Raw genomic sequence first — 24,751 nt, 5'->3', positions numbered from 1 at the left:
CGTGGCAAACGTAGATGTAGTGGAATTCGAATTTACCGGGGAGCGCTATGCCCTCGACATCGCGCTCGCCCGCGAGATCGTCGAGATGGTGCCGATCACACCGGTGCCGCGGGCCCCCCCGCACATCGCCGGGATCATCAACCTGAGGGGAGAGATCACGACCGTTCTGAACCTCTCGACCATCCTCGGCATCCCCGAGGGGGAGAGGCGGGAACACCAGAAGATCATCATCCTCGTCGCCGAGGCCGCAGGCGGGTCAAATGTCGGGATCATCGTCGACGATGTCCTCGCAGTGATGCAGGTCTCCGAGGATGAGGTCGAGAAGATGGACGAGTCCCTTGCACGCGATGCCTACGTGAAGGGGATCATCAAGGTGACAGACAGGACGGCAGAGGACGAGGCCATCAAGAACCTGATCATCTGGGTCGACATGGCAAAGGTGCTCGAACAGATAAACGGGCACGGGGCCTGACCCTCACTTTTTTAAAACCGGACCATGCCCGGCGGCGGAACATCCCGAATGGAGCGATAGGGAGAGCGGGAACTCTCCAGAAAGATTGCATCTCGAAAAACAGGAAGCCTTCACATGTCCTCGCCGATAGAGGCTGCACATTGCATCCTCTCGTATCACCCATGAGGTAAAGACACATCTTCTTTCTGGTCCACCGTACCTGCCAGAGCGACCCCCGAAATCGTCATACCATCGACAACACCATAGCCCTGCGTGATCCAGGCCTTTTTTCCGACGGGTTCCTCCGGGTTCGGACTCTTCCGGGACAGGAGTCCCGGGATCTGGAAATCCCGGAGATCTTCAGGACACGTCTGCGTCAACCCTTCAGACAGAGGTCAGACAGAGATCACAGAAACGTCTGGCAAAAGCCCCCGGAGGTCCGGGTGGGCTCGTTCCGACTACCCGGAACGGCTATTTCAACGATCTATGTACACGAAAAAAAGGTGGCCTTTTTTGGCCAGGGATAAAAATTCAGGTTTACATCGGGGGCATGCCGCCCATGCCACCCATGCCGCCGCCCATGGCTGCCATTTCCTCGGGTGAGGGGCCGGCAGACTTGGAGGAGGCGATGACGTCGTCGATCCTGAGGATCATGATGGCAGCCTCGGCGGCCGAGTTGAGTGCCTGGGTCTTCACGCGCAGGGGCTCGACGACGCCCTTCTCGAGCATGTCGCCGGCCTTGCCGGAGTAGACATCGAGGCCCGCGGTCTTCTGGCCCTTCTCATGGGCCGCACGGAGTTCGACAAGGGTGTCGATCGGGTCGAGACCGGCGTTCTCGGCGAGGGTCCTCGGGATGATCTCGAGGGCATTCGCGAAGGACTCAATGGCGAGCTGAGCCCGGCCACCGACAGTTGCAGCGTACTCGCGGAGCCGCAGGGAGAGTTCGACCTCGGGGGAGCCGCCGCCGGCGACGAACTTCTTGTCGCGGAGAGCGACTTCGACGACACGGAGGGCGTCCTCCATAGCGCGGTCAAGCTCGTCGACGACGTGCTCGGTGCCGCCCTTGATGATGATGGAGACCGCCTTCGGGTTCTTGCACTTCTCGACGAAGGTCATGTCTTCGCCAGAGACCTTCCTCTCCTCGACGATACCGGCAAAGCCAAGTTCCTCGGGGGTGATGGCGTCGACGGAGGAGACAAGGTTCGCACCGGTTGCACGGGAGAGCTTCTCCATGTCGGACTTCTTCACGCGGCGAGCGGCAAAGACACCGGCCTTCGCAAGGTAGTGCTGGGCGATGTCGTCAATGCCCTTCTGGCAGAAGAGGACGTTTGCACCGGAGGCAACGATCTTGTCGACGATGTTCCGGATCATCCGCTCTTCCTCGTCGAGGAACATCTGGAGCTGGTCGGGGCTCGTGATGTTGATCTCGGCGTCGACTTCGGTCTTCTTGAACTCGACTGCGGCGTTGAGGAGGAGGATCTTTGCGTCTTCGACCTTCTTCGGCATTGCCGGGTGGACACGCTCCTTGTCGATGAGCATGCCTTCGACAATTGCGGAGTCCTCGATGGAACCGCCGACCTTCTTCTCGATCTTCACGTAGTCGGTGTCGATGGTGCCGTCTTCGTCGGCGACCATGGTGACGGCCCTGACAACGAGGTCACAGAGCTTGTCCTTTGCGGCCTCTGCGCCCTTGCCCGTCATGGCGGTACCCGCGATCTTCATGAGGATCTCGGAGTCGCCGGGCTTGACGTCGATGGCAAGTTCTCTGACGATCTCGATCGCCTTCTCGGCCGCCATCCGGTAGCCGTGGGCGATGACTGTCGGGTGGACGTCCTGCTCGAGGAGGTCCTCGGCGCGCTTGAGAAGCTCGCCGGCCACGACGACTGCGGTGGTGGTACCGTCGCCGACCTCGTCGTCCTGAGTCTTCGCGACCTCGACCATCATCTTGGCGGCCGGGTGCTCGATGTCCATTTCCTTGAGGATGGTCACGCCATCGTTCGTGATGACGACATCGCCGATGGTGTCGACGAGCATCTTATCCATGCCCTTCGGACCAAGAGTCGTCCTGACAGCGCCGGCAACGGCCTTGGCTGCGGCGATGTTGATGCTCTGCGCGTCCCTCCCGCGGGTGCGGGAACTTCCCTCTTTAAGAATAAGGATTGGTTGTCCTCCCATCTGCTGCGACATGTGAATCACCATATAGTGTAGCGCTAGAATAGTTGGTTTGTAGTTCTATATATATCTTATTACTGATGGATCATCTCGATGAGGTCAGAACCGTCTTCAAGAGTGCGCAGTTGCTCTTCTCCGATAACAAGGGTTCTACCGATCCTCTTTTTCTTCGTATAGTCTGAAATGACGCACATCGCATAGGCTCCGGCGACCTGGGATATGTTCCCGATGAGGGCAGCGCGCTTGACCGTCTTCTGCGCCGTGCCGAAACAGGTCAGGATCCGCTCTTCCTGGATGACGGCGAGCGCCTGGAAAGGGGCGCGGCGCATCTGGTGGATCTCGATGCCCATCCGCTCGAAATCAGCAGGAACCGATGCGGTTGCCGGGTCCCGGGCCTCCGGTGGAGCAGGGATATAGGAGAGAAGATCGATCGCCTCGACCACGGCCTCGTCGAAGAGTTCCTCAAGCTGGATCGCGACGTCCAGGGTCGTGGACATACCATCCTCGTACTTGCTGATCGTCCGGCGGGAGACGCCGAGGTGGCGGGCGAGGTCGCCGAGGGAGAGCTGGCTCCTCTCCCTGAGTCCCTTGAGCATGTCCCCGTTGATGTTCACGTACAGCCCGCCAGGCTGGGCATAGATCAGGGGGGGCACGGCCTCGACCAGGAAGTCGTACAGGGTCGCCGGGCTGATCGCGTAGATGCCATAGCGCACATAGACAGTGCCGCGTTCAAGGTCGGCGTCCCGTGCCCTTTCGCCGATAATGAGGGGAGAGGCGCCGAGGTGCCGGGCGATGGCGTCGAGATCACAGGAGATCTCTTCTGACACGGAATCGATGTGGGAGACGACTTTGATGACAAGAAGGACGCCCCTTTTTCCTGCAATGAGATCGAAAGAGCGAGGGCGGAGGCTGCACCGCTCGGAGACCTCATAGCCTGCCGTCAGCATGACGCTGATGACCATATCGAGGAGACGTTCCTGTGACATAGACACTCGTTAAAGGTGGATATAGTACGACATCCTAATAAATAATCGCTTCATGTTCATAGGGATTGACGACACCGACTCGCCTGCAGGCATGTGCACCACCTACCTGGGGGCGCGGCTGATCAGGGTTCTCGATCAGGCCGGAATGAGGGTCTTCGAGACAAGGCTGGTCAGGCTCAACCCGAACGCACCCTTCAAAACGCGGGGGAACGCGGCGGTCTGCATTGAGGTCGAAGGCGACAGGGACGAGGCATTCGCCATCGCGGCGGCTCTTATCGAGGAGCTTGCGGATTTCTCCTGCACAAACACCAACCCCGGCCTTGTGGTGGCAGAGCGCCGACCCGACCCGGCTTTTTACTGGAAGGCGGCGCAGGACTTCTGCACTATCGAGGAGGCGCGGGCCATCCTCGACAGGGAAGGAGCGCTGTACCGCGGCTGGAAAAACGGGCGGGGCCTCATCGGGGCGACCGCGGCGGTCGCAAGTGTCCTTCCCGACAGGACATGGGAACTCCTGGCGTACCGGCGCGCGGCGTCCTGGGGGACGCCGCGTGACGTTGAGAGGGCGTCGGTCTTTGCTGCCGAGGCAGCGACCTGGCCACACACCTGGGACTCGGTGGACCGGACACAGGATGTCGTCGTCTGCGTTCCCCACACTCCTGACCCGGTCCTCTTCGGTATCCGCGGCGAGAGCCCGGAATGGGTGACGCGGGCGCGGGCCCTGATCAAGGCGGAAGAGACCGAAATCGAGCAGGTGTGGGTGACGAACCAGGGCACGGACGCCCACCTGGTCGACGGAAGGATCGGGTCCCTGCTGGAGGGGAGGTCGTACCGCGTCCCCGGGAGAGTTGTGGAAAGGCCGGTGACCGGCGAAGGCGGGCATGTCATGCTCGTCCTGGAGGAGGGGGACCGGCGTCTCACCTGCATGGCCTTTGAACCGACGAAGGGGTTCAGGGATATCGTGCGGGCACTTGTGCCCGGTGACACTCTCCTCGTCTGCGGGAGTTACAAGAACGGGACCCTCAACCTCGAAAAAATTCACATCGACGCCCTTGCAGAGGACACGATGGTCAGGTCACCGGTCTGCCCGGTCTGCGGCACGCGGATGACATCTGCCGGGAAAGAAAAGGGATATAAGTGCCGGACCTGCGGGGCGAGATCAAAGGAACCGGAGATCTCCACGAGACCGCGGGCCATACAGACAGGCTGGTTCGAAGTGCCGCCGACGGCGCGGAGGCACCTCTCCAGACCGCTCGCGCGGGGGGACGTGCAGGCATAGGGCGGCGCGGGGAAGCACTATGTGGTTTCAGGTCCCAGTATAAAGGGACTGTTGAACACTAAAACCCCGCAAAACATGCTATTTAACCATAAAAACAAGAATATACCCCCTTATCCATGGATGCTCCTCGCCCTCCTCTGTACCGCCGCCATGGTGGTCATGGCGGGCGAAGCAGTGCTTATCGCCGCATTTCCGGTTATTGAAGCTGAATTCGGCGTATCTTCTGTCTTCACCGCCTGGATACTCCCGGCCATGATGATCGTCGGGGCGATGACAATCCCTGCCATCGGCGTCCTCGGCGACAGGTACGGAAAAAAGCGCCTCCTTATCATATGCCTCTCGATCTATGCCATAGGGGTAATCTGTGGCGGCTTTGCACAGGACATGCTCTCTCTTCTCTGTTGCAGGGCCCTTCAGGGTGCCGGACTCGCAGTCGGCCCCATCGCCTGTGCTCTCATCGCCGAACAGGTTCCCGAACGCCTGGTCCCGTCCGCGATCGGGCTTGTCGCTGCGACAGACGGCGCCGGGACTTTTGCCGGTGTGCTCGCCGGCGCCTATATCGTCGAGCAGTACAGCTGGCAGACCTGCTACCACGGGATGGTACCGGTGGCCGTGCTCCTCGTCCTCGCGGCCGCGATTATTGTCAGACCTTCTCCTGTGAGAGGGGGGCGCGGCGTTGACCTTGCAGGCACGGCCCTCTTCTCTCTTGCCATCCTCGGCGGGATGATCGCCCTCTCCCTCTGGGATCCCTCCGGACTCCCGGGACCGATGGTGGCGGCACTCTTCGCCCTTGCTCTCGGCGCCCTCATCCTCTTCCTGCACAGGGAGGGGCAGGCCGACGACCCCGTCTTCAATGCCGGGTTCTTCCTCAAATCACCTGTCAGGACTGTCTGCATCAACGACATGGTCGTGATGCTCCTCTTCTTCCTCCTTCTCCAGTCGATGCCCTACATCATCGAGAGTCCGGCAGGACTCGGCCTCACCGCCTTCTCGGTCGGTCTCATCATGGTCCCGGGGACAGTGGCCGACATGATCTCCGGTGCGTTTGCAGGCAAAATCGTGCAGAAGAAGGGTTTTCAGTTCGCGTTCGCCATCGGCGCCCTGGAGATCGCTATCGGGTGCGGCGCACTCATTGTCTTCCCCCTCTCGGTGCCCGTCCTGGTCCTGGTGTGGATTGCCATCTATGCAGGGATGTCGGTCCTCCTGACTGTCGACAATATCGTCGTCGTCGCCGCCGCTCCGCGGGATAAGTTGACGACGGCATCTGCCCTCATCCACACCCTCCAGAGCGTCGGCGGCACCCTTGGCCCCCTGATCACCGGCATCGCCCTTGCCAGCCATAGTGGTGCGCCTGCAGGGACGGCTTTCGCCACAATATTTGCCATAAGCGGAGTTATTGCGGTGCTTGTCCTCGTCCAGGCAGCCATTGTCCAGGGAACGGTCGTGGAATCACGGGGTACTGAGAGAAGTATCCGGGAAAAGCCGGCACTCTTCTCCTGTTCAGGCAGGGATTGAAGAGGATGCAGAAAAAGGCAACTGCCAGTCCACCTCATCAAAAAAACTGCAAGATATTCAGAGAGCTCAGAGAGCTCCCATCAGGGGCGGTTCGCCGGTCCAAAAAAAGAAAAAGATCAGGAGGCCAGGTGGCTCAGCCCCAGTTCGGTGAGTTTCTCCTTTTTCGGCACGCCGTGCTTGTCCCAGCCGCGGATATCATAGTACTTCGGGAGCATCTCGGGAAGCCTGCTGACCTGCCCCTTGGCCGGCCCGGTCGGGATCGGGTCGTTGAGGAGCCTCGGCGGCAGGGTGTCGTCCTTCTCCGAATAGCCGTTTTTAATGATGAACATCCTCTCCATATTCCAGATCCTCTCCCCGATCTGCATCACCTTCTCTGTGGTGTAGTCGATGCCTGTCGCCGCCTTCAGTTCTGCGGCGATCTCGTCGGCGCCGATCGCAAAGGAGGCAAAGAGACAGGTGCCTGAGGCGGAGAGCGCACCGGTGAGGTCCTGAAAGATCTTGAGGATCTCGGGCTTCCCTTCGATGACAGAGGGGTCCATCTTCATCGGGAGGCCGAGGATCTCGGGCGATATGGTGTAGCCCCGCACATGGCAGCCGCCGCGGTTCGAGGTGGCGTATTCCAGGCCGATGCCCTGAATCGCACGCGGGTCGTAGGCCGGCATCTCCTGCTTCTTGACGGTCATCGAGAGTTCGGGGTGGCCGTACTTCGTGGCCAGCCTGAATGAGCCCGCGGCGAGTTCGTCGCCGAAGCCCTCACGATAGGCGGTAGCGCGGGTCAGCTCGACCATCGCATCGGCATTGCCAAATTTGAGATCGTAGCCGGTCTTTGCCGGGTCCAGGGCACCGATGTCGACGAGTTCCATCGCACAGGCGATCGTCGAGCCCATCGTAATGGTGTCCATGCCGAGTTCATTGCAGAGGAAGTTCGCCTTCAGCACGGCGTCCATGTCGGTGATGCCACAGTCGGATCCGAAACACCAGGCTGATTCGTATTCAGGTCCTTCACCAATCTCCTTGTATTTGCCCCGGGCTCTGGCAACACGTCCGCACCCGATGACACAGGCCGAACAACCCTTGTTGTGGAGGAGATGGTTCTTGGTGAGGGTCTCGCCGGAGATCCTGTCGGCATTGGGATCATAGGCCTCGCGCCAGTTCCGGGTCGGGAGCGCCCCGGACTCGTTGATGATATTGACCAGGATGTTCGAACCGTAGGTCGGCAGGCCCGCGGATGTGACCGGGTTGTCGTTGATCTTCTTCCGTGCGGCACGCACCGCCGCAAGGAAGCCTTCTTTGTCGGCGACCTTGATCCCGCCTGTGCCGCGGACGGCGATCGCCTTCAGGTTCTTCGAGCCCATCACCGCACCGATGCCGGTCCGCCCGGCCGCACGGTGCTTGTCGTTCATGATACAGGAGTAGAGGACGAGTTTCTCGCCTGCCGGGCCGATACAGGCGACCTCCGCGTCGGGGTCGGTTTCGGCCTTCACGGCGTCGTCAGTCTCGTAGACAGTCTTCCCCCAGAGGTGCGAGGCGTCGCGGAGTTCGACGTGGTCGTTGTTGATCCAGAGATAGACCGGTTTTTCGGCCTTGCCCTCGAAGATGATCAGGTCGTATCCGGCATATTTGATCTGCGGGCCAAAGTAGCCGCCCGAGTTCGAGGAGGCGAGGGTGTCGTTCAGCGGGCCCTTGGCGACGACATCGTAGCGCCCTGTCGAGATGCCCATCGTGCCGGTCAGGGGTCCGGTCGCAAAGATCAGTTTGTTCGCGGGCGAGAGGGCGTCCACCTTGGGGTCGACTTCGTCCATGAAGTACTTCTCGCCAAGGCCCCGGCCACCGATGTAGTTCTCGGCGGCGTCCTTCTTCAGGTCCTCCTTTGTGATGGTGCCCTCGGCCAGGTTGACCCTGAGCACTCTTCCAGTCCAGCCGTACATTTACACCTTCACCTCCGAGATGCCCGCGGCGATCTTCGCCGAGAAGGCCTTCTTCCTCTGGACCGTCGCCGTGTCGGCAGGCAGGTACTCGATCGCCTTTGCCGGGCAGAACTCGGCGCACATCGGCGTGCCGCCACACTGGTCGCACTTCAGCGGCTGCTTGGCCGTGGCGCTGTACGTGATGTTACCGAAGGGACAGGCCATCACGCACATCCGGCAGCCGATGCACTTCGCAGCATTAACGCCGACGAGCCCGGTCTTCGTGTCCTTCTGGAGGGCGGCAGTCTTGCAGGCGGCGACACAGGCAGGTTTGTCGCACTGCAGGCAGGTCATGGGGACGGTCACGCCGGCCTCAAACCTGAGGACGGATATTCGGGAGGATGAAGGGCGGAACTCCCCTTCATGCCCAAAAGAACAGGCCAGTTCACAGGTCCCGCAACTGATGCACCTCTCCGGGGTGATCAGGAGCAGGTTCTCATTTGTTTCCATTCTTGTACACTCCTTCGATTGACCATATAATTATATGATACTTAAACATTCCGACATTAAAAACAGTATTTTAAGAGGGATTTTCAATTTTTAATGATAAATAGTGTTGATTGGGTTAAACGGGTATGCTCGGATTACCCGAATAGGTGAGGGAGTTTCATTAACCCCTCACCGGCCATCCCCATGCGCTCCCGCCGTGCCGGCAATTGCCTGTGCCTCAACACGGCGCCGACACGCGGGGCAGAGAAGTCTTGCATCCACCGACTCCACCTCTGGTTTTGCCGCCACAATCTGCTCCTTCGTTGCAAAACGCGCCCCGCAGATCTCGCAGGCGACGAGATCGAAGGTCCGCCCCCAGATCGTGCGTGTGCCCTCCTTCTCTGTCACCAGGACCGCACCCGTCGGGCAGACCTCAGCACAGGCACCACAGCCAATACAGGTCTTCGAAGGTTCTCCGAAAGGTGGCTTTACCTCTTTCTCCCAGCCGCGGGAGACGAAGTCGATGCACTCGTTACCGAGTTCGGCACAGGCGCGGACGCAGCGGCCGCACCTGATGCAGAGGTCGACCTCTCCGTTCTGCACGAAACGCTCGTCAGGAAGTTCGACGCCGTACTCCTTCGCAAGTTTCTGCATGATCGGAGACCGGGGTGAACGGGCAAGGAGGAGGCGGATGACGAAGTTCCTCGCTTTCCTGACCTCGGGGGTGTCGGTGAGAATTTCGACCGGCCCTCTGATCGGGTACATGCACGAAATGGCAAGGCTCTTCCTCCCCCTGTCAATAACCTCGACCTGGCAGAGGCGGCAGTTACCGTCAGCCGACAGGCCCGGATGGTAGCAGAGAGTCGGGATCTCGATCCCGAGGGCCTTCGCCGCTTCAAGGGCGGTCGTCCCCTTCTCAACCTCGATTTTCTGCCCGTCGATCGTCACTTCAACCATGATTACTCACTCCTCCGCACAACTTTGATCGCCTTGAAACGACACACGTCCAGGCACGAACCACAGGTGACACAGGCCTTTTTGTCGATGACATGAGGCTGTTTCTTCTCGCCTGAGGCTGCCCCGACAGGGCAGACCTTCTCGCAGAGGGTGCAGCCGGTGCAGACCTCAGGGTCGATCTCCAGCGCATAAAGGCCGCTGCAGACCCCGGCACGGCAGAACCCTTCTTTCTCGTGCTCTTCGTACTCTTCGGGGAACCAGTGCATCGTCGAGATGACCGGGTTTGCCGCGGTCTTCCCGAGGCCGCAGAGCGCCGTGTCCCGCACATTCTCCGCGATCTCCTTCAGAAGAGCGACATCTCCGGTTTTTGCCGTCCCCGAGGTGAGGCCGTGGAGGAGGGTTTGCATCTCCTTCAGGCCCTCGCGGCAGGGCGTGCACTTGCCGCACGACTCCTCGACCAGGAAATCGACGAAGTACTGGGCGACATTCACCATGCAGGTGTGGTCGTCCATCACGATCATGCCGCCAGACCCCATCATCGAGCCTGCAGCTTTGAGCTGGTCAAAGTCCACCGGGCGGTCGAGTTCGCCTGGCGGCAGACAACCGCCCGAGGGGCCGCCTGTCTGGACGGCCTTGAACTCGCGGTCGTTCATGACGCCGCCGCCGATATCGAAGATCATGGTGCGCAGGGTCGTGCCCATCGGGACCTCGACAAGGCCAGAGTTCTTCACCTTGCCGACAAGGGAGAAGACCTTCGTGCCCGTGCTCTTCGGCGTGCCCATGCTCTTGAACCAGTCTGCACCGTTGACGATGATCTGCGGGATATTTGCCCAGGTCTCGACATTGTTGAGGACTGCGGGGAGGTCCCAGAGGCCCTTCTCTGTCGAGCGGATGTACTTCACCCGCGGCACGCCGGCACGCCCCTCGATCGAGGTCATCAGGGCCGTGGACTCGCCGCAGACGAAGGCCCCCCCGCCCCGTACAATCTCGATATCGAAGTCAAAACCGCTGCCGAGAATGTCTTTCCCGAGGAGACCAGCTTCGTGTGCCTGCTCAATGGCAAGGCGCAGGTGGTCGACGGCGATGGGGTACTCGTTCCTCACATAGATTATGCCCCGTGTGGCGCCAATCGCATAACCGCCGATGGCAAGGCCTTCGAGCATCGTGTGGGGGTCGCCCTCCATGACTGCACGGTCCATGAAGGCGCCGGGATCACCCTCGTCGCCATTCACGACGACGAACTTCTGCGGAGCGTCAACGACGGCCGCCGACTCCCACTTCGCTCCAGTCGGGAAGCCACCGCCGCCCCGGCCGCGGAGGCCCGAGTCCTTCACGATCTGCACAACATCGACCGGTGCCATCGAGAGGGCCTTTGCAAGACCTGCATAGGCACCGGCCATGATCGCGTCGTCGAGGGAGAGCGGGTTGGTCCGCCCAAGGTTTTTGAGGACGACATGCCTCTGGTGGGAGTAGAACGGAATGCCGCCGGGCGAAACGACGGTCTGCTTCTTTGCGGGGTCGCGGTACAGGAGTTTCTGGACGAGTTCCCCGCTCAGCACGGTTTTTTCCAGGATCTCAGGGACGTCTTTCTCCCTGACATGCTGGTAGAAGATATCGTCGCCATCCTTTTTCAGCCTCAGGATGACCAGCGGCCCGCGTTCGCAGAAGCCCTGGCATCCGGTCGCCTCAGCCTTCAGGTCCACATCCACCTTCAGCCCCTTCTCCTCTGCACAGGCGAGGAAGGCGCGGTAGACGTTCATGCTCCCGTTCGCAAGGCAACCCGGGCCGGCACAGACCCAGACATGGGGGATGTCAGGTTCCCCGGCGACGAGGTGGACACGATGATCTTCAAGGTCTTTAATCGTTGTGAAGTGCATCTTGCCTCTCCTCCTCAAGAATTTCCGGGATCCGGGAGATGGTCACCTTCCCGTAGACCCGGTCGTTGATCATGATGACCGGTGCCATCGCACACGCGCCAAGGCAGTTCACGGTCTGGATGGTAAAGATCCCGTCAGGGGTCGTCTCACCGTTCTTGATACCAAGCGCCTTTTCCAGTGCCCCGACAAGGCCGGGAGCCCCACGCAGATGGCACGCGGTCCCGTTGCAGACCTTGACGACCTTCTTCCCCTGGGGAACGAGGCTCAGGGCCTTGTAGAATGTGGCGACGCTGAAAACACGGCTTTCAGGGACACCGAGATGTTCAGCAACCGACCGCATCGATTCGACCGAGATATAACTGTAGTGAGCCTGAATATCCTGCAACGCCGCAAGCAGATACCTGGGTTCCCGGGGGTAGGCCCCGACGATCTGCTGCACCGTCGGTATATGTTCCTGTGTCTCTGTCGTTTCAAACCCTCCGTGTATCAGTATGAAATGGGTATAATTACTCAAAAAATGCCCAAGTATTTAGGCCTGTTGATTTAACCCCAGATTCCAGCATTTTTCATGATTAAACAGTAAGAATGAAATATTACATTTATTTAATAAATAAAAAAATTAAAACAACGAAAAGAGTTTTTTCGCCGAGACTTCCAAGGAGGGACCATACAAACACCCCCGGACGGGGGAGCGCAGCGGATTCAAGCCCAATATAGGCGCAATTCCAGGGACATGGCCTGACAGAGAGGGTCAGGCGAGCGGGGACCAGGAGTACGGAGATATAAGTAATTCGGATTGAATCGCAGAGATATTTCACTCCTGATTGCCGATAAAAGACCCGATTCGATTTCAAATGAATCCTTCACAATTTTTACGATATATTTAGCCATATTGGAAAAATTACTGATAGAAAATATTAATTACAAACGATGGGATACGCACCGACCATGAAAGTAGGAATCATCGGTGGTACCGGTGGCATCGGACAGGGCATGGCATTGCGGCTCTCCCAGAACCATACGGTCTATATCGGATCCAGGCTTGAGGAGAAGGCTCAGGCGGCCTGCGAGATGTGCAGTTACGCGCTCAAAGTGCTCGGTCTCCCCTTCGATCTCATCCCGACCACGAACCAGGGCGTCGTCGACCAGGCCGATGTCGTCGTGTTCTCGATCCCGGCAGAGAACCTGGAGAGGACGATCGAGTCCCTCCAGGGCCTCGAGGGCAAGACGATCATCAGCCTGATGAATCCGATGGTCAGGGCCGACTTCTTCAAGTACAACCCGCCAGCAGAGGGTTCGGCCGCCCAGCAACTCCAGAAACTCCTGCCGCAGTCAAAGGTGGTCGCCGCCTTCAACAACATCCCGGCCGGGAAGTGGCAGAAACTCTCCGAACCCCTCGACTACACGGTCTGTGTCTGTTCCGACCATGCCGATGCCAAGACAGAGGTCATGGAGCTCGTCAACTCGATCTCCGAGTTGAAGGCACTGGATGCCGGGCCCCTCGCCGTCTCCCCGTACGTTGAGGCGATCACACCTCTCGTCATCAACATCGCCCGTTTCAGCAAAAAGCGGGATGTCGGCGTCTACTTCAAATAAAACCCTCTTTTTTATCGCTCTCGGCTGCACAGCGGAAAAAGATCTTTTTTCCTGGCAGGGAAAAGCCAGCCATGTACCGGATCCTCTCCCCCAGTTCAGGGAAGGGCAGAGTAGGGACAGGGAGAGCGCAGGGACAGCACCCACACACCCGCCATAATTCTGACATTTTCAGGCCGAAATGGGGCATCCATAATGATTTATCATGGGATATATGACCGTACACGAGATATTTTCATGAACATCCATGATGATTTAAATCTGGCATATCCGGCACAACATCAATAATCAGACCCCATTATACAATTATATTGAAAAATAAAGGATTAATAATTATAAATAAACAATATAAAAGCGTATAGACCTGGAATTAAATCTTCCCCCTTTATATCAACCGAACATAAGGGTTCATGCATAGGGCACTCCGGAAGGAGGGCCCCCATGGAGTGGTAAATATGGTTTACACATACCTGAACCCGGCAGTCGCCCTGATGGGCGCAGGAGCAGTGAAAGAGATCGGTACCTGGGCAAAGATGCTCAACGCCAAGAAGGCCCTGATCGTCTCAGGAAAGGGTCGACACGGCAAGGCCCTCGCCGAGGACGTCGGTACCCTCCTCAAGGGGTCTGGCGTTGACTATGCTGTCTTCGCCGGTGCCGAACCGAACCCGACCGACATCTCTGTCCACGAGGGTGCGGCGATGTACGCAAAAGAGAGCTGCGACATGATCGTCGCTGTCGGCGGTGGGTCCCCGATGGACTGTGCCAAGGGCATCGGGATCATCGCCACCAACGGCGGGCAGATCTACGACTACGAAGGCGCCGGGAAGACCAAGAACGCCCTGCCGCCCTTTATCACCGTCAACACCACCGCGGGCACGGCATCTGAGATGACAAGCTTCGCCGTCATCACCGACACCCGCCGCCACGTCAAGATGGCACTCGTTGACTGGAAATACACTGCCAACGTCGCGATCAACGACCCCGAACTGATGAAGAGCATGCCGCCCGCGCTCACCGCCGCCACCGGCATGGACGCCCTCACCCACGCGGTCGAGGCCTATGTCTCCACCATCGCAACACCGACCACAGACGCCGCAGCCCTGATGGCCATCCAGCTCATCGGCAAGTGGCTCCGCCCGGCCGTCGCAAACGGCGACGACATGGTCGCCCGCGACATGATGGCCCATGCCGAGTACCTCGCAGGCATCGCCTTCAACAACGCAAGCCTCGGATACGTCCACGCAATGGCCCACCAGCTCGGCGGCTTCTACAACCTGCCGCATGGTGTCTGCAACGCCGTTCTCCTGCCGCACGTCGAGAAGTTCAACCTCATCGCAGCACCCGACCGCTTCGTCGACATCGCCAAGGCACTCGGTGAGAACGTCGAAGGATTCTCCACCATTGAGGCAGCAAACAAGGCCATCGACGCCATCAAGACGCTTTCAGTCGACATCGGTATCCCGGCAGGCGTGAAGGAACTCGGCGCCAAGGAGGAGGACATCCCGACCCTGGCAGACAATGCCATGAAGGACATCTGCGGCCTGACCAACCCGCGCCGGGCCACAAAAGATGAGATCATGGCGATCTACAGGTCTGCGATGTAAGGCACGCACGCCTCAACACCACCATCTTCAGTTCGTACCTGAGAGGCACCAGCATGGACACCAGGGGCTGGCACGGACCCGGCCCTGTACAGGAAGGACATACATCATAGGGGAGAAAGGGGCTTCACGTCCCCGGACTTCCCATATAGATACTGCACAATGCGGGACGTCACCGCCCGACACCGCAGAACCGCGGGGATCTGAAATATAACCACATATTTTTTTGAATCCACCTCACAGCCTCTTTTCATGACATTGTCCCGGGTCAAAACTGTTAATGGATTGCAGGACAAGATCATAAGGAATCTGGTGTCCTATGGAATGCAACAGGGATGAATGCGGCGATCCTGTCAGACAGGTCAGGCTTTCGGCAGGTATGACGGCAAACGAACTTGTCCGCGCAATCGGCGGAGCAGGAGCTTATAACGGCGGAGCACTCGCAAAAGCGGTCGACATATACGAAAAAATGCTCCGGGACGAGAAGGCGACAAAATACTTCGGGCTCGCCGGGGCGATGGTCCCTGCCGGCATGGGGGGGATCGTCAGCGAGCTCATCGAGAAGGGGCACATCGACATCCTCGTTTCGACCGGGGCAAACCTCACCCACGATACCATCGAGGCGATCGGTTGCCATCACTACCACGGCAACTTGACCTGCGACGACGTCAGGCTGAGGGAAGAGGAGATCAACCGCATCTACGACATCTTCCTCCCCGACGAGGCCTTCATCCGATTCGAGGAGTTCATGCAGGACTGCCTCTCTGATATCCCCGATAAATCCGTGATCACCATCTCAGGTCTCCTCCGCCACATCGGCGAGCACCTCGACCACGGCATCCTCGCAACCGCGGCAAAGAACGACGTCCCTGTCTTCTGCCCCGCAGTCCAGGACTCGATGCTCGGCATGCAGTTCTGGTTCTACAACCAGACCCACCACATCGTCGTCGACACATTCGGCGACATGCACGACATCATCGACCGCTGCTATGCAGCCGAACACGCCGGTGCCTTCCTTGTCGGTGGCGGCGTCCCGAAGAACTTCATCTTCCAGAACAAGATGATCACCCCCTCAGGCTTCGACTACGCGATCCAGCTCACCGGGGATCGCCCGGACCTCGGCGGCCTCTCCGGCGCCACACTCTCTGAAGCGCAGTCCTGGGGCAAGATCAACGAAGACGCGGCCGCAATCACCGTCTATGGCGATGCGACGATCAACCTCCCCCTCATCGCCGCGGCGGTCCTGGAGAGGCTGGAACATGACTGACCTCGTCCTCTCCCTCGACGTCACCAACCGGGCATCTGCGCTCACCATCGCAGCGGCCTGCGCAAGGGAAGTCGATGCGATCAAGATCGGTTACCCCCTCGTCCTCGCGGCCGGCCTCGGGATCGCCCGCGACCTCGCGGGCCTCGGGCTGCCCCTCATCGCTGACTTCAAGGTCGCAGACATCCCGAATACCAACACCCTCATCTGTGACCAGGTCTTCGCGGCCGGTTTCTCCGCGGTGATCGCTCAGGGCTTCCCGGGCCCGGACTCTGTCGCCGCCTGTGTCGACGCCGCCCATGCCCACGACGGGGAGTGCTATGTCGTCGCCGAGATGAGCCACCCCGGCGCGCTCACCTTCTTCTCCGAGGGCGTGCCGGAGCATCTCTGCGAGGTCGTCGCACAGACCGGCGCCGACGGCATCATCGCCCCGGCGACGCGGCCAGAAAGAGTGAAGGCCCTCCGCACCCTCATCGGTAAAAAGAAGATCCTCTCCCCGGGCATCGGGGCGCAGGGCGGCGATCCCGCGGAGGTCGCACCCCTCGTCGACGGCATGATCGTCGGCCGGGCCATCTACGGGGCGGCAGACCCGGCGGCGGCCGCCCGGGCCTACGCACCCTACCGCCGATGATGAGAACGACCGTTCCGAGCCGGACCATCCGGCGCTGACGAACCCTATGAGTCCTCTGAGGCGGCAGGCAGGGTCTGACCCTGCCTGACCACCATCACTTTTCTCATCAATTCGTACCGCACGGGCAGAACACCTCTCCCGCTCCGGCACCCGGCGACGGCCGGGTGTGCGAAATATGTCAAAAAAGAATAGTATTTTTTGAGGAAAGGGTCAGCCCAGTCTCCAGATGGGAGAACCGCCCTTGCCGAAGTTTGCCTGAAGATATCCAGACGCAGGGTCAGAGGCGATCGGGATCTCATAGACGAGATAGCCGATGGTACGGTCCTTCCTTTTGAGAGTCACATCAGAGTAAACAGAACCGACACACTCGATATATGCTTCAGGCTGTTTCGGGACGTACTTGTCGCCACCGAGAAGGAGAGTAAAACCTGATGCTTTCGGCGTCCTGAATGTCTGGCTCCCCTTTCCACCGTATCCAAGGTGGTTGATCTCCACGAGCACACAGAGGAACTCCTTCCCGTACGGCGGCAGGTGTTCGGTCACTGTATCACCCTTCTCTGTGGTGTACCGGTCCAGCCGCGTGACCGGGCCGACCTTCACCGAGATCGTGTTCCCCTCGGGAGCGTCCTTGAACTTGTACCGGCCCAGGGGAGCGAGGGCATCAGGGTATAGAGACTGCGCGGCGATCACCTGGACTCCGAGTACCGGGGCAGACAGGGAAAGTTTTTCCAGGGCACTGCCGATCCTGGCCTGGCCCTGGACAAGGCACTCATTCCCGCGGGCAAACGCGTCGTCATCAACAAAGGTCGCACCATACCAGAGGAGAGACCCCGCCTCCTGATACTTCCCGAGCCCGGCACCGTATTCATTGAGGGCAGGAGCACATCCAGAAGGGACGGTGCAGGACCGAAGATCCTTTTCCCGCGTCCGGGCAATGCCAATAAGTTCATCGGAGAGCCGGGCAACGGCGGCATAGTCTTTCCTGTCTTCTGCACGGGATATCTCATCTATCTTCACGTTCATCATATTCGTGCCGTCGGCAACCTCAGCCTTCAGGACATCCAGAGGAATGGCCCGTGTCGATCCACCATTCCCGGCCTTCACAGGCCCCCGTACCGCAGATCCCGGCGGTTCATAGCCGGCGATCGACACACCTTTCGCTATCTCCACACCTGACCAGTCAATATTCCGGATATAGGCGGTATCATTACCTGAGATAGCCAGAGAAGATTCGGCCGCATTCAGGACAAGTTTGAGAGAAGTTGCCTTCCCGTCAGCTTTCCTGAAGACGACGGTGACAAAGCCGAGTCTGTCCTTTATCTCCCCCGAATAGAGAGCCCTGGCAATCGCCGTCGCGTCCTTCTCATACCACCAGAGGGTATTCTGGAGACGGTCGCCTTCGGCCGGGCAGACGACCACAATTTTCACACCCATAGGACGCCCTAGATAGCCGGTATTGGCAAGGTCAGGGTCGGTGATGAGGGGAAAGGCCGTAACGTCGGTCACGCCCGTATTATTCCCGGCAGACGCAAGAGAACCCGAGATCTCGTCCACGGCCTCCCGGGCCTGTGCGGCATACAGGGAGAGGGGATCCATCTCTTCAACGGCCGCGGCCATCACAGGGGCGGGTTGCTCGTTTCCTGAAGCCGGCCCCAGCAGGGGTGGCAGACCAGGGACGCCCGATCCGTTCTCCTCATGAGAAAATACGGCGGCAGAGGCCGGGACACCACACCCCATGAGAAAAAGGAGGGCGGCGAGCAGGAAATATCGTGTACAACTCCTGCCACCCCATTTCTCCCCTGAAAAATGGGAGACAAGGGAATTTATTGAATGCATTGGTATAAGGTAACAGGATTAGATTATAATATCTTACGATTCGGGATAAGGGAAGTAAGACGGGTCTTTTCATGGGTTCCCACCGGCAACCGGCCGAAAGAAGTACCCTTTAATAATTTCAGCAGGAAGGATTAAGCATGCAGTGGAGCGACGAGCAACTGGCGCTGGCAAAAAAATACAGGAAGTTATCTGACATCCCGGTCGAAGAGCGCAGGTACAAGTGCCACACCTGCAACCATGTGGTCGGGACCGATCCCTGCCCGGTCTGCGGCGAAACCCAGCTTGAGATCATGTGCCCCCTCGACCACACCCACTGTGCTCACGAGATCGTCTCGGGGATCGAGTACTGCCCCCTATGCGGTGCCCCGGTCTGCCCGGAATGCGGCACCCACGACGTCACCCAGATCAGCCGGGTCACCGGATACCTTCAGGATGTCTCCGGCTGGAATGCCGGAAAACAGCAGGAACTCAAAGACAGGGTCAGGTACACCGTTGCATGAGATATTACCACACCCGTGACACCCTCTTTGTGCGGGGTACCTTCAGGGCCGGGAGCACCGGGATCGGCGGCGGGGTCAGGGGAGTGTCGACGATATTCAATCACACGGTCCCGGAAAATTTCGACCATGCCGATCCCCCCCGTTATCTCCGGGAGATCGCGGCCTCGGCCGGGATCGGCGGCGACTTTTTCGGCCTCCTGACCGCTGTCCCGATGCAGTACCTCTGTGTCCTGCAGTACGACTATATCACGGCTTTCGTCACGGCAGGCGTCACGAACCCGAACCCCGACCCTGACCCCGGGCATCCCCACACGATCAATATCATCGTCACCTCTCGGGAGGGCCTCTCCGACGGCGCCCTCCTGGAGACGATCATCACCGCCACGGAGGCAAAGGCGCAGGCGCTCAGGTTGATGGGGTACGACTTCACCGGCACGACCACCGATGCGGTGGCGGTCGCCTGCGAGGGGGATGTGGCCCACACCTATGCAGGCACTTTTACCGGGATCGGCAGGCGGGTCTATGCCGCCGTTCTCCAGGGAGTCCAGGAGGCGCTTGCCCGCCAGCAGGGGAGGATCATCCGGGACAAACCATCATTTTTCATTTTTTCCCGGTACGGGGGCGACCACTGGGTCGAGTGGCGGCCTGAAGGGTGTCCCTACTATCCCTGTCATTTCCCGGGGCAGGCCTGCGACTTCTGTTACTGTCCGTTCTACCCCTGCGGGGATAGGGATCTCGGCGAAGAGGTCGAAAGTTCGTCATGCGGGACGGTCTGGAGTTGCAGCCGCTGCACCCTCCTCCACGAGCCCGCGGTCGCCGCATACCTGCGGCGAAACCCCGAGGCTTCGCTCGGAGAGCTGAAAAAATACCGGACTTCCCTCAGAGGGAAGCCGGAAAAATAGTTTTTACTCCTGGATGCCGAGCGCGGCAACAAGTTCTTCGAGCGGGATGCCATGGGCATCCGCGGCCTGCCGGATACTCTCGCCTCTGCCGATGGCACAGCCAAGGCACCCCATGCCGAAACGCATCAGGACTTCCGCAGCTTCGGGCTTTGCCTGGAGGAGTTCCAGGATCGTACTGTCAGCGGTGATCGCCATACCCAGAGGTTGGTCGCTCCAATACTTAAAAGTGCAACAGGGGGCCTGTACCAACTTTCACCCTCCGCCCCTCACATTTTATATCGAGCGGTGACGATGCTCATCTGGAGATGTAGATGGATCTATCCGAAGCAGCACAAAGAATCTCCCGAAAGTTCGAGTCGCAGAAGGTCAAAATCGACCCCGCAGAGGTGGAAAAGAAACTCCGAACCCTCGTTGAGGACTTCGGCGTCAACCTCACCGAGGCCGAAAAGACCGTATCCGAGAACCTCGCACGCGATCACAACCTCGCGTCCATGCCTGGCCCGTCCTCAGAGATGCGCGAGATCGGGTCTCTCCTTCCTGGCGAATGGGCGACTGTCGAGGGGAAGATCGTCGGCATCGCAAAACCAGCCTCGACCGCGATCAGCCAGAGCGGGACCATCGCCGACGCTACAGGCGCGATCCAGTTCACGGCCTGGGAGAGGGCAAAGGCACCCCTGATGGAAGAGGGGCAGTGGTACAGGATCGAGTCCGCGGTCGTGGACGAGTACCGCGGCACGCCGAAGCTGAACTTCCACAGCGGGACGACGATCACGGCGATCGAGAAGGAGATCCCGATCATGCCGCAGATGGCCAGGATCGCCGACTTACGGCCGGGCGTCGCCAGCGTGAAGGTGAAGATGGTCCAGGAATGGGAGGCGAGGCACGAGCGGATCCTCCAGACCGGCATCGTCGGCGACGAGTCGGGCACGATCAAGTTCACCATCTGGAAAGAGGAGGGCATGGAGCGGCTCGAGCCGGGGATGGTCTATAACATCTTCTACGCGGCTGTGGACGAATACCAGGGGCGGCTTTCCATCACCCTCAACGGCGCGAAGTGTTTCCCTGACGAAGAGGCCGAGATCACCGTCGGGACCGGCGCGGCCACCGTCACAGGGGCTATCGTGAATGTCGGCCCGGGATCGGGCCTTGTCAAGCGCTGCCCTGTGGAGGGGTGCAACCGCGTCCTCTCGAAGCGGAATTACTGCCCTGTCCACGAGGTCCAGGACAACTTCAGATATGATATCAGGATCAAGGGGGTGCTCGACGACGGGACGACGGCACACAATATCCTCATGCAGAAGGATGTCGTCGAGGCGGTCACCGGGCTTTCTCTCGACGAGGCGGTAACGATCGCCCAGGAAAGCCCCCTCGGACTGGACGACGTTTTCTACAAGATCAGGGATGCCGTGATGGGCCGCTACTTCGCCTGTTCAGGGAGCGACCTCGGCGACACTCTCCTTGTAAGGGAGTGCAGGCCCCTCTCCTTTGATACAGACCGGCATACAGAACTTCTCAACCAGATCGGAGGCGAGTCACATGCAGAGTGAAAGTCGTTTCACGCCGCGCTACCAGCGCGAGCCGGCACGCAGGGTCTTCGCGGCCGAACTGCGCGAGGCACATTACCATTTCAAGGACGGAGAGGACGAGAAGAGCCCGACCTATGTCCTCCTCCCGACAGGGGAGAGGTGCAACAGGGTCTTGATCATCGGGTCGATGACCCAGAAGGAAAAGCGGGGCGATCAGAACATCTTCTACCAGATCCGCGTCTCCGACCCGACAGGGACCTTCTTTGTCTCCGCCAGTTCCTTCCAGCAGGAGGCGATGACGCAGGTCTCGAAGATCGAGCCCCCGGCATTCGTCGCAGTCGTCGGAAAACCGAGTGTCTACGAGGCGCCAGACGGCCGGGTCTTCGTCTCGGTGCGGGCCGAGTCGGTGACGGTCGTCGACAAGGATATGCGGAACTGTTGGGTTCTTGACGCTGCCGAAAGAACCCTGAAGAGGCTCGAAGCCTTCGGGACGACCGAGGACTCGAAGCTTGCCGGGGAGCACTACGCCACAAATCTCGACGTGTACCGCCGGATGGTCTATGAGGCGCTTGCCCAGATCACCATCTGAACCTTTTTTGGCCCTTTTCACTCAGGAAGACCCCAGATCCTATCCCTGTGGTACCTGCATGTCAGGAGGGTGTGACCCCGCGGGACATGGCCCGGGTCGAATACGCCCGGATTTGCCTCCAATCAGGGGATCCGACCTACTGTTCGGGGCCATATCGAAGAGATCCGATGATCCGGGCATAGCAGGGGCCGTGGGCAGAACAGAATGAAATCCGGCAGGACTCAACGCCCCCAGAGCCCCGGTATGATTGCAGGTAATGCTCCCTCTCCCGGCCACCCCTGCTGCCGGGGAGGGGGAGGGAGCGGGGTTGGAAATTGCCCTGATCAGGACTCCGGGAATACCCTCAATATGATGGTTTACCATGAAAACCCCTGTAGAATTTTTCAAAGAACCGCCTGAAACTTCGTTTCATCAGTGATTCTACAGAGCCGATTTTCTCAATTTCCTTCGGTCGTCCCGACAGGATGGGGATCGGAGAAGACAGGATCTAAGATCCGACGAAGGGAAATTGTCCTCCCCCTGTCGTGGACAGGGTGACGCTCGAAAAAAAGTATTACTCGCTCTCGGCACTTTCGGCCGGAGAACGCTTCCCCTTCCACTCGCCCTTGAGTTCGGGATATTCTGCGAGGATTTTTGACACCGTGCTCCTGCTCACGCTGAACATCCGGCAGATCTGGGAGATGCTGGTTCCGGAACGACGGACGGTGATCAGTGCCTCGATCTGCCCGTCGTTCAGGGCGCGTGGCCGCCCGATGGTGCCCCGGGATCCGGACTCCGGACGTGCCGGAGTGCGGGCCGCCTTCTTCATCGTCTCCATGCAGGGGGCCATGTACTCGACAAAATTCCTGACAGCCAGGATCCTGAGTGCGGGGTCATCGGGGTAGCCGAAAAAGTCATCCTTCGCAAAGTAGGGGACAAAACCTTCCTCGACAAGGGCCCTCAACTCCTCAACCTCGAATTCCAGACTTTTTGCAAGAGCGGGGAGATCAGGAAAAAGAAGGTGTTCAACCCTGTTTTCCCGTGCATATTCAAGCATCTGCTGATAGCCCTCGCGCATCCTGGGAGCGGTGTTGGTCATTCGATGATCACTGAAGAATTTATTAACGGTAAACCGATATTTGCAAAATTCATCAATGATCTCTTTTTGATGCTCCGGGTCGCCCCTTTTCCGCGTGGTAAGGTAGGCTACGGCATCCTTTTTCATATGAAATATTCAAATTCGAGAACATATAGTTTTTACGTTTTTTGATCAAGACCTGCCACAACTTTGGAACAATTTCAAAATGGTGAGAGGGGAGCGCCCCCATTTTCAGGCCCAATCAAGCAAACAAGCAAAAACGCGGCGATCAGGCAGATCTCTTTTCCCACTGTTCGAGAACCTCTTTTCCCTCGATGAACACCAGACCGTGATCACGGGCATAGGCCTGTGCATCCTCCTTGGAAAGGGCGAGGCCGGTCTCGTCGTCAAGCATCTCACAGACAACAAGGGCCGGGGTCACCCCGGCCATGGCGGCGAGGGCGATCGAGAGTTCGGTCTGGCCCCTGCGGACGTCGAGCAACCCTTCGGCGGCCCGGAGGAGCGCCACATGGCCAGGGGTCCTGAACTCTGCCTTGAAGTCGTGCCCGCCGCCGTTGAGGGACTTGTGTACCTGGTCGGCGATGGCGTTGATAGTCGTCGCCCGGTCACGGTCAGGGATGCCGGTATAGGTGCTCCGGTGGTTCACCCAGATCGAGAAGGACGAGTGGTTCTTACGGTCGTACGGGATGTCGCCGAGGTGCTCGACGGCCTCGAAATCGTGAAGCAGATCGGAAGCGAAGGGGAGGCCGAGCCTCTTTGCAGCTTCCGGGTGAACGGCAGTACAGATGAGGCCACCGCCGTCTTTCCGCATCGTCAGCACGTCGTGCGGGGTGACGGCCTCGGCGCAGATAACAAGGTCGGTCTCACGTTCACGGTCGTCAAAGTCATAGAGAAGGATAAATTTGCCCGCCTTCAGGGCGGCACATGCATCTTCAATCATGGGTAACCTCTACCTGTACACTATCGTTGTCATGCAGTCCAAATGTCTCGCGCAAAGGGGCCGGCGAGATGATCTCGATAATCTCTTCCGGGTAGTGACTCCGTCCGGGCTCGATGATCGCACCCGGGCAGTCTCCGATTCTACACGGAAGACATCGAGCACTTCCGAAAGACCGACCGTCGGCTTCGAAGCCTTCGATCCCGATCCAGATCAGACCTTCCAGGCGGCGCTTCACCCGGACGCTTTCCGGGTCCAGGCGAACATTGAGCGTGCCGGGATAGGCATCAAATCCAAGTCTTTCCAGGAACTGCTCACGGTACTGGGGGTGGTCGATATAGTACCGTCCCTCGCCAAGGCCGCTGATCACCGTCCCTTTGAGGATATAGTAGCCTCCCTCCGGCGAAAATATCCGCGTGTACGCCGAGAACTCATGCCGCAGTTCCTCCTCCCCGGCAGGGGCGACGGCGACATACTGGCCGTCAGGCCTGACGGTGCGCGTGATCAGTCCGGTTGCTTCGAGTGACTTCAGGCGACGGGAGGCCGTCTGCGGACTGATGTTCAGGGCATTCGCCAGAGACTGCGAGGACATCCAGGCTGAGCTCCGCAGGCCGCCCATGAGCGCAACGACCTTCAGGCACTGGAGATCTCCTGCATCCATCAT

Annotated in this window: 23 protein-coding genes; 11 read left to right on the top strand and 12 right to left on the bottom strand. The window is 59.3% G+C overall.

What is annotated here, in order from left to right:
* Window position 1: 1 nt before the first annotated feature.
* Window positions 2-472: a chemotaxis protein CheW gene (locus BP869_RS05510; RefSeq protein WP_342677674.1), complete on the top strand. Its 471-nt coding sequence runs from the start codon at window positions 2-4 to the stop codon at window positions 470-472.
* Between the two features lie 516 nt (window positions 473-988).
* On the opposite strand, the gene thsA is transcribed toward BP869_RS05510, so the two are convergent.
* Window positions 989-2,638, bottom strand: a complete 1,650-nt coding sequence (gene thsA / locus BP869_RS05505) for a thermosome subunit alpha (protein ID WP_342677672.1) — start codon at window positions 2,636-2,638, stop codon at window positions 989-991.
* Window positions 2,639-2,697: 59 nt separating this feature from the next.
* A complete protein-coding gene (locus BP869_RS05500) occupies window positions 2,698-3,609 on the bottom strand; it encodes a transcriptional regulator (protein WP_342677670.1) in 912 nt (303 codons plus the stop codon).
* 52 nt (window positions 3,610-3,661) lie between these two features.
* Here BP869_RS05500 and BP869_RS05495 point away from each other — a divergent pair, with 52 nt between their 5' ends.
* Both BP869_RS05495 and BP869_RS05490 read left to right on the top strand, forming a co-directional pair.
* Window positions 3,662-4,885 (top strand): tRNA(Ile)(2)-agmatinylcytidine synthase, encoded by a 1,224-nt coding sequence (locus BP869_RS05495; RefSeq protein ID WP_342677668.1) that lies wholly within the window; start codon window positions 3,662-3,664, stop codon window positions 4,883-4,885.
* 120 nt (window positions 4,886-5,005) lie between these two features.
* Window positions 5,006-6,400: an MFS transporter gene (locus tag BP869_RS05490; RefSeq protein ID WP_342677666.1), complete on the top strand. Its 1,395-nt coding sequence runs from the start codon at window positions 5,006-5,008 to the stop codon at window positions 6,398-6,400.
* Window positions 6,401-6,516: 116 nt separating this feature from the next.
* Here the strand turns inward: BP869_RS05490 and BP869_RS05485 are convergent, their stop codons facing one another.
* From BP869_RS05485 to nuoE, 5 genes are all read right to left on the bottom strand, one after another.
* Window positions 6,517-8,328, bottom strand: coding sequence for an aldehyde ferredoxin oxidoreductase family protein (locus tag BP869_RS05485; protein WP_342677664.1), 1,812 nt, complete (start codon window positions 8,326-8,328; stop codon window positions 6,517-6,519).
* A complete protein-coding gene (locus BP869_RS05480) occupies window positions 8,329-8,817 on the bottom strand; it encodes a 4Fe-4S dicluster domain-containing protein (RefSeq protein ID WP_342677662.1) in 489 nt (162 codons plus the stop codon).
* Window positions 8,818-8,985: 168 nt separating this feature from the next.
* On the bottom strand, window positions 8,986-9,753 hold the full coding sequence (locus BP869_RS05475) for a 2Fe-2S iron-sulfur cluster-binding protein (protein ID WP_342677659.1): 768 nt from the start codon (window positions 9,751-9,753) through the stop codon (window positions 8,986-8,988).
* 2 nt (window positions 9,754-9,755) lie between these two features.
* Window positions 9,756-11,630, bottom strand: coding sequence for an NADH-ubiquinone oxidoreductase-F iron-sulfur binding region domain-containing protein (locus BP869_RS05470; protein ID WP_342677657.1), 1,875 nt, complete (start codon window positions 11,628-11,630; stop codon window positions 9,756-9,758).
* On the bottom strand, window positions 11,611-12,144 hold the full coding sequence (gene nuoE / locus BP869_RS05465) for an NADH-quinone oxidoreductase subunit NuoE (protein WP_342677655.1): 534 nt from the start codon (window positions 12,142-12,144) through the stop codon (window positions 11,611-11,613). Before nuoE ends, BP869_RS05470 begins: the two co-directional genes overlap by 20 nt.
* 434 nt (window positions 12,145-12,578) lie before the next feature.
* Here nuoE and npdG point away from each other — a divergent pair, with 434 nt between their 5' ends.
* The 4 genes from npdG (at window position 12,579) to pyrF (ending at window position 16,719) form a co-directional block, all read left to right on the top strand.
* Window positions 12,579-13,226 carry an NADPH-dependent F420 reductase gene (gene npdG, locus BP869_RS05460; RefSeq protein ID WP_342677653.1) on the top strand — a complete coding sequence of 216 codons (648 nt, stop codon included), beginning with the start codon at window positions 12,579-12,581 and terminating at the stop codon, window positions 13,224-13,226.
* Between the two features lie 452 nt (window positions 13,227-13,678).
* Window positions 13,679-14,827, top strand: coding sequence for an iron-containing alcohol dehydrogenase (locus BP869_RS05455; RefSeq protein WP_342677651.1), 1,149 nt, complete (start codon window positions 13,679-13,681; stop codon window positions 14,825-14,827).
* A gap of 316 nt (window positions 14,828-15,143) precedes the next feature.
* On the top strand, window positions 15,144-16,091 hold the full coding sequence (locus tag BP869_RS05450; RefSeq protein ID WP_342677649.1) for a deoxyhypusine synthase: 948 nt from the start codon (window positions 15,144-15,146) through the stop codon (window positions 16,089-16,091).
* Window positions 16,084-16,719 (top strand): orotidine-5'-phosphate decarboxylase, encoded by a 636-nt coding sequence (gene pyrF, locus BP869_RS05445; protein ID WP_342677647.1) that lies wholly within the window; start codon window positions 16,084-16,086, stop codon window positions 16,717-16,719. Before BP869_RS05450 ends, pyrF begins: the two co-directional genes overlap by 8 nt.
* 210 nt (window positions 16,720-16,929) lie before the next feature.
* On the opposite strand, the gene BP869_RS05440 is transcribed toward pyrF, so the two are convergent.
* The gene (locus tag BP869_RS05440; RefSeq protein ID WP_342677645.1) at window positions 16,930-18,555 is read right to left on the bottom strand and encodes a hypothetical protein; all 1,626 of its coding nucleotides are present in this window, start codon (window positions 18,553-18,555) and stop codon (window positions 16,930-16,932) included.
* A gap of 137 nt (window positions 18,556-18,692) precedes the next feature.
* Here BP869_RS05440 and nrdD point away from each other — a divergent pair, with 137 nt between their 5' ends.
* Window positions 18,693-19,055, top strand: a complete 363-nt coding sequence (nrdD, locus tag BP869_RS05435) for an anaerobic ribonucleoside-triphosphate reductase (RefSeq protein WP_342677643.1) — start codon at window positions 18,693-18,695, stop codon at window positions 19,053-19,055.
* Complete coding sequence (locus BP869_RS05430) at window positions 19,052-19,957, top strand: adenosylcobinamide amidohydrolase (protein WP_342677641.1); 906 nt, start codon at window positions 19,052-19,054, stop codon at window positions 19,955-19,957. Before nrdD ends, BP869_RS05430 begins: the two co-directional genes overlap by 4 nt.
* A gap of 3 nt (window positions 19,958-19,960) precedes the next feature.
* Here the strand turns inward: BP869_RS05430 and BP869_RS05425 are convergent, their stop codons facing one another.
* Window positions 19,961-20,152: a DUF1858 domain-containing protein gene (locus BP869_RS05425; RefSeq protein ID WP_067046820.1), complete on the bottom strand. Its 192-nt coding sequence runs from the start codon at window positions 20,150-20,152 to the stop codon at window positions 19,961-19,963.
* A gap of 116 nt (window positions 20,153-20,268) precedes the next feature.
* On the opposite strand from BP869_RS05425, the gene BP869_RS05420 reads away from it, so the two are divergent.
* Entirely contained in the window at window positions 20,269-21,504 is a 1,236-nt protein-coding gene (locus BP869_RS05420) for a nucleotide-binding protein (protein WP_342677639.1), read from the top strand.
* Window positions 21,494-22,072 (top strand): nucleic acid-binding protein, encoded by a 579-nt coding sequence (locus BP869_RS05415; protein ID WP_342677637.1) that lies wholly within the window; start codon window positions 21,494-21,496, stop codon window positions 22,070-22,072. Before BP869_RS05420 ends, BP869_RS05415 begins: the two co-directional genes overlap by 11 nt.
* Before the next feature lie 553 nt (window positions 22,073-22,625).
* Here BP869_RS05415 and BP869_RS05410 read toward each other — a convergent pair.
* The 3 genes from BP869_RS05410 to BP869_RS05400 form a co-directional block, all read right to left on the bottom strand.
* On the bottom strand, window positions 22,626-23,276 hold the full coding sequence (locus tag BP869_RS05410) for a helix-turn-helix domain-containing protein (protein WP_342677636.1): 651 nt from the start codon (window positions 23,274-23,276) through the stop codon (window positions 22,626-22,628).
* Between the two features lie 142 nt (window positions 23,277-23,418).
* Window positions 23,419-24,090, bottom strand: coding sequence for a 3,4-dihydroxy-2-butanone-4-phosphate synthase (gene ribB / locus BP869_RS05405; protein ID WP_342677634.1), 672 nt, complete (start codon window positions 24,088-24,090; stop codon window positions 23,419-23,421).
* Complete coding sequence (locus BP869_RS05400) at window positions 24,083-24,751, bottom strand: DUF120 domain-containing protein (protein WP_342677632.1); 669 nt, start codon at window positions 24,749-24,751, stop codon at window positions 24,083-24,085. Before BP869_RS05400 ends, ribB begins: the two co-directional genes overlap by 8 nt.

The organism is Methanofollis sp. UBA420, assembly GCF_002498315.1.
In the GTDB taxonomy this organism is placed as follows: Archaea; Halobacteriota; Methanomicrobia; order Methanomicrobiales; family Methanofollaceae; genus Methanofollis.
The sequence above is the reverse complement of the archived record's forward strand: the minus strand, read 5'-3'. Positions and strand labels throughout refer to the sequence as shown.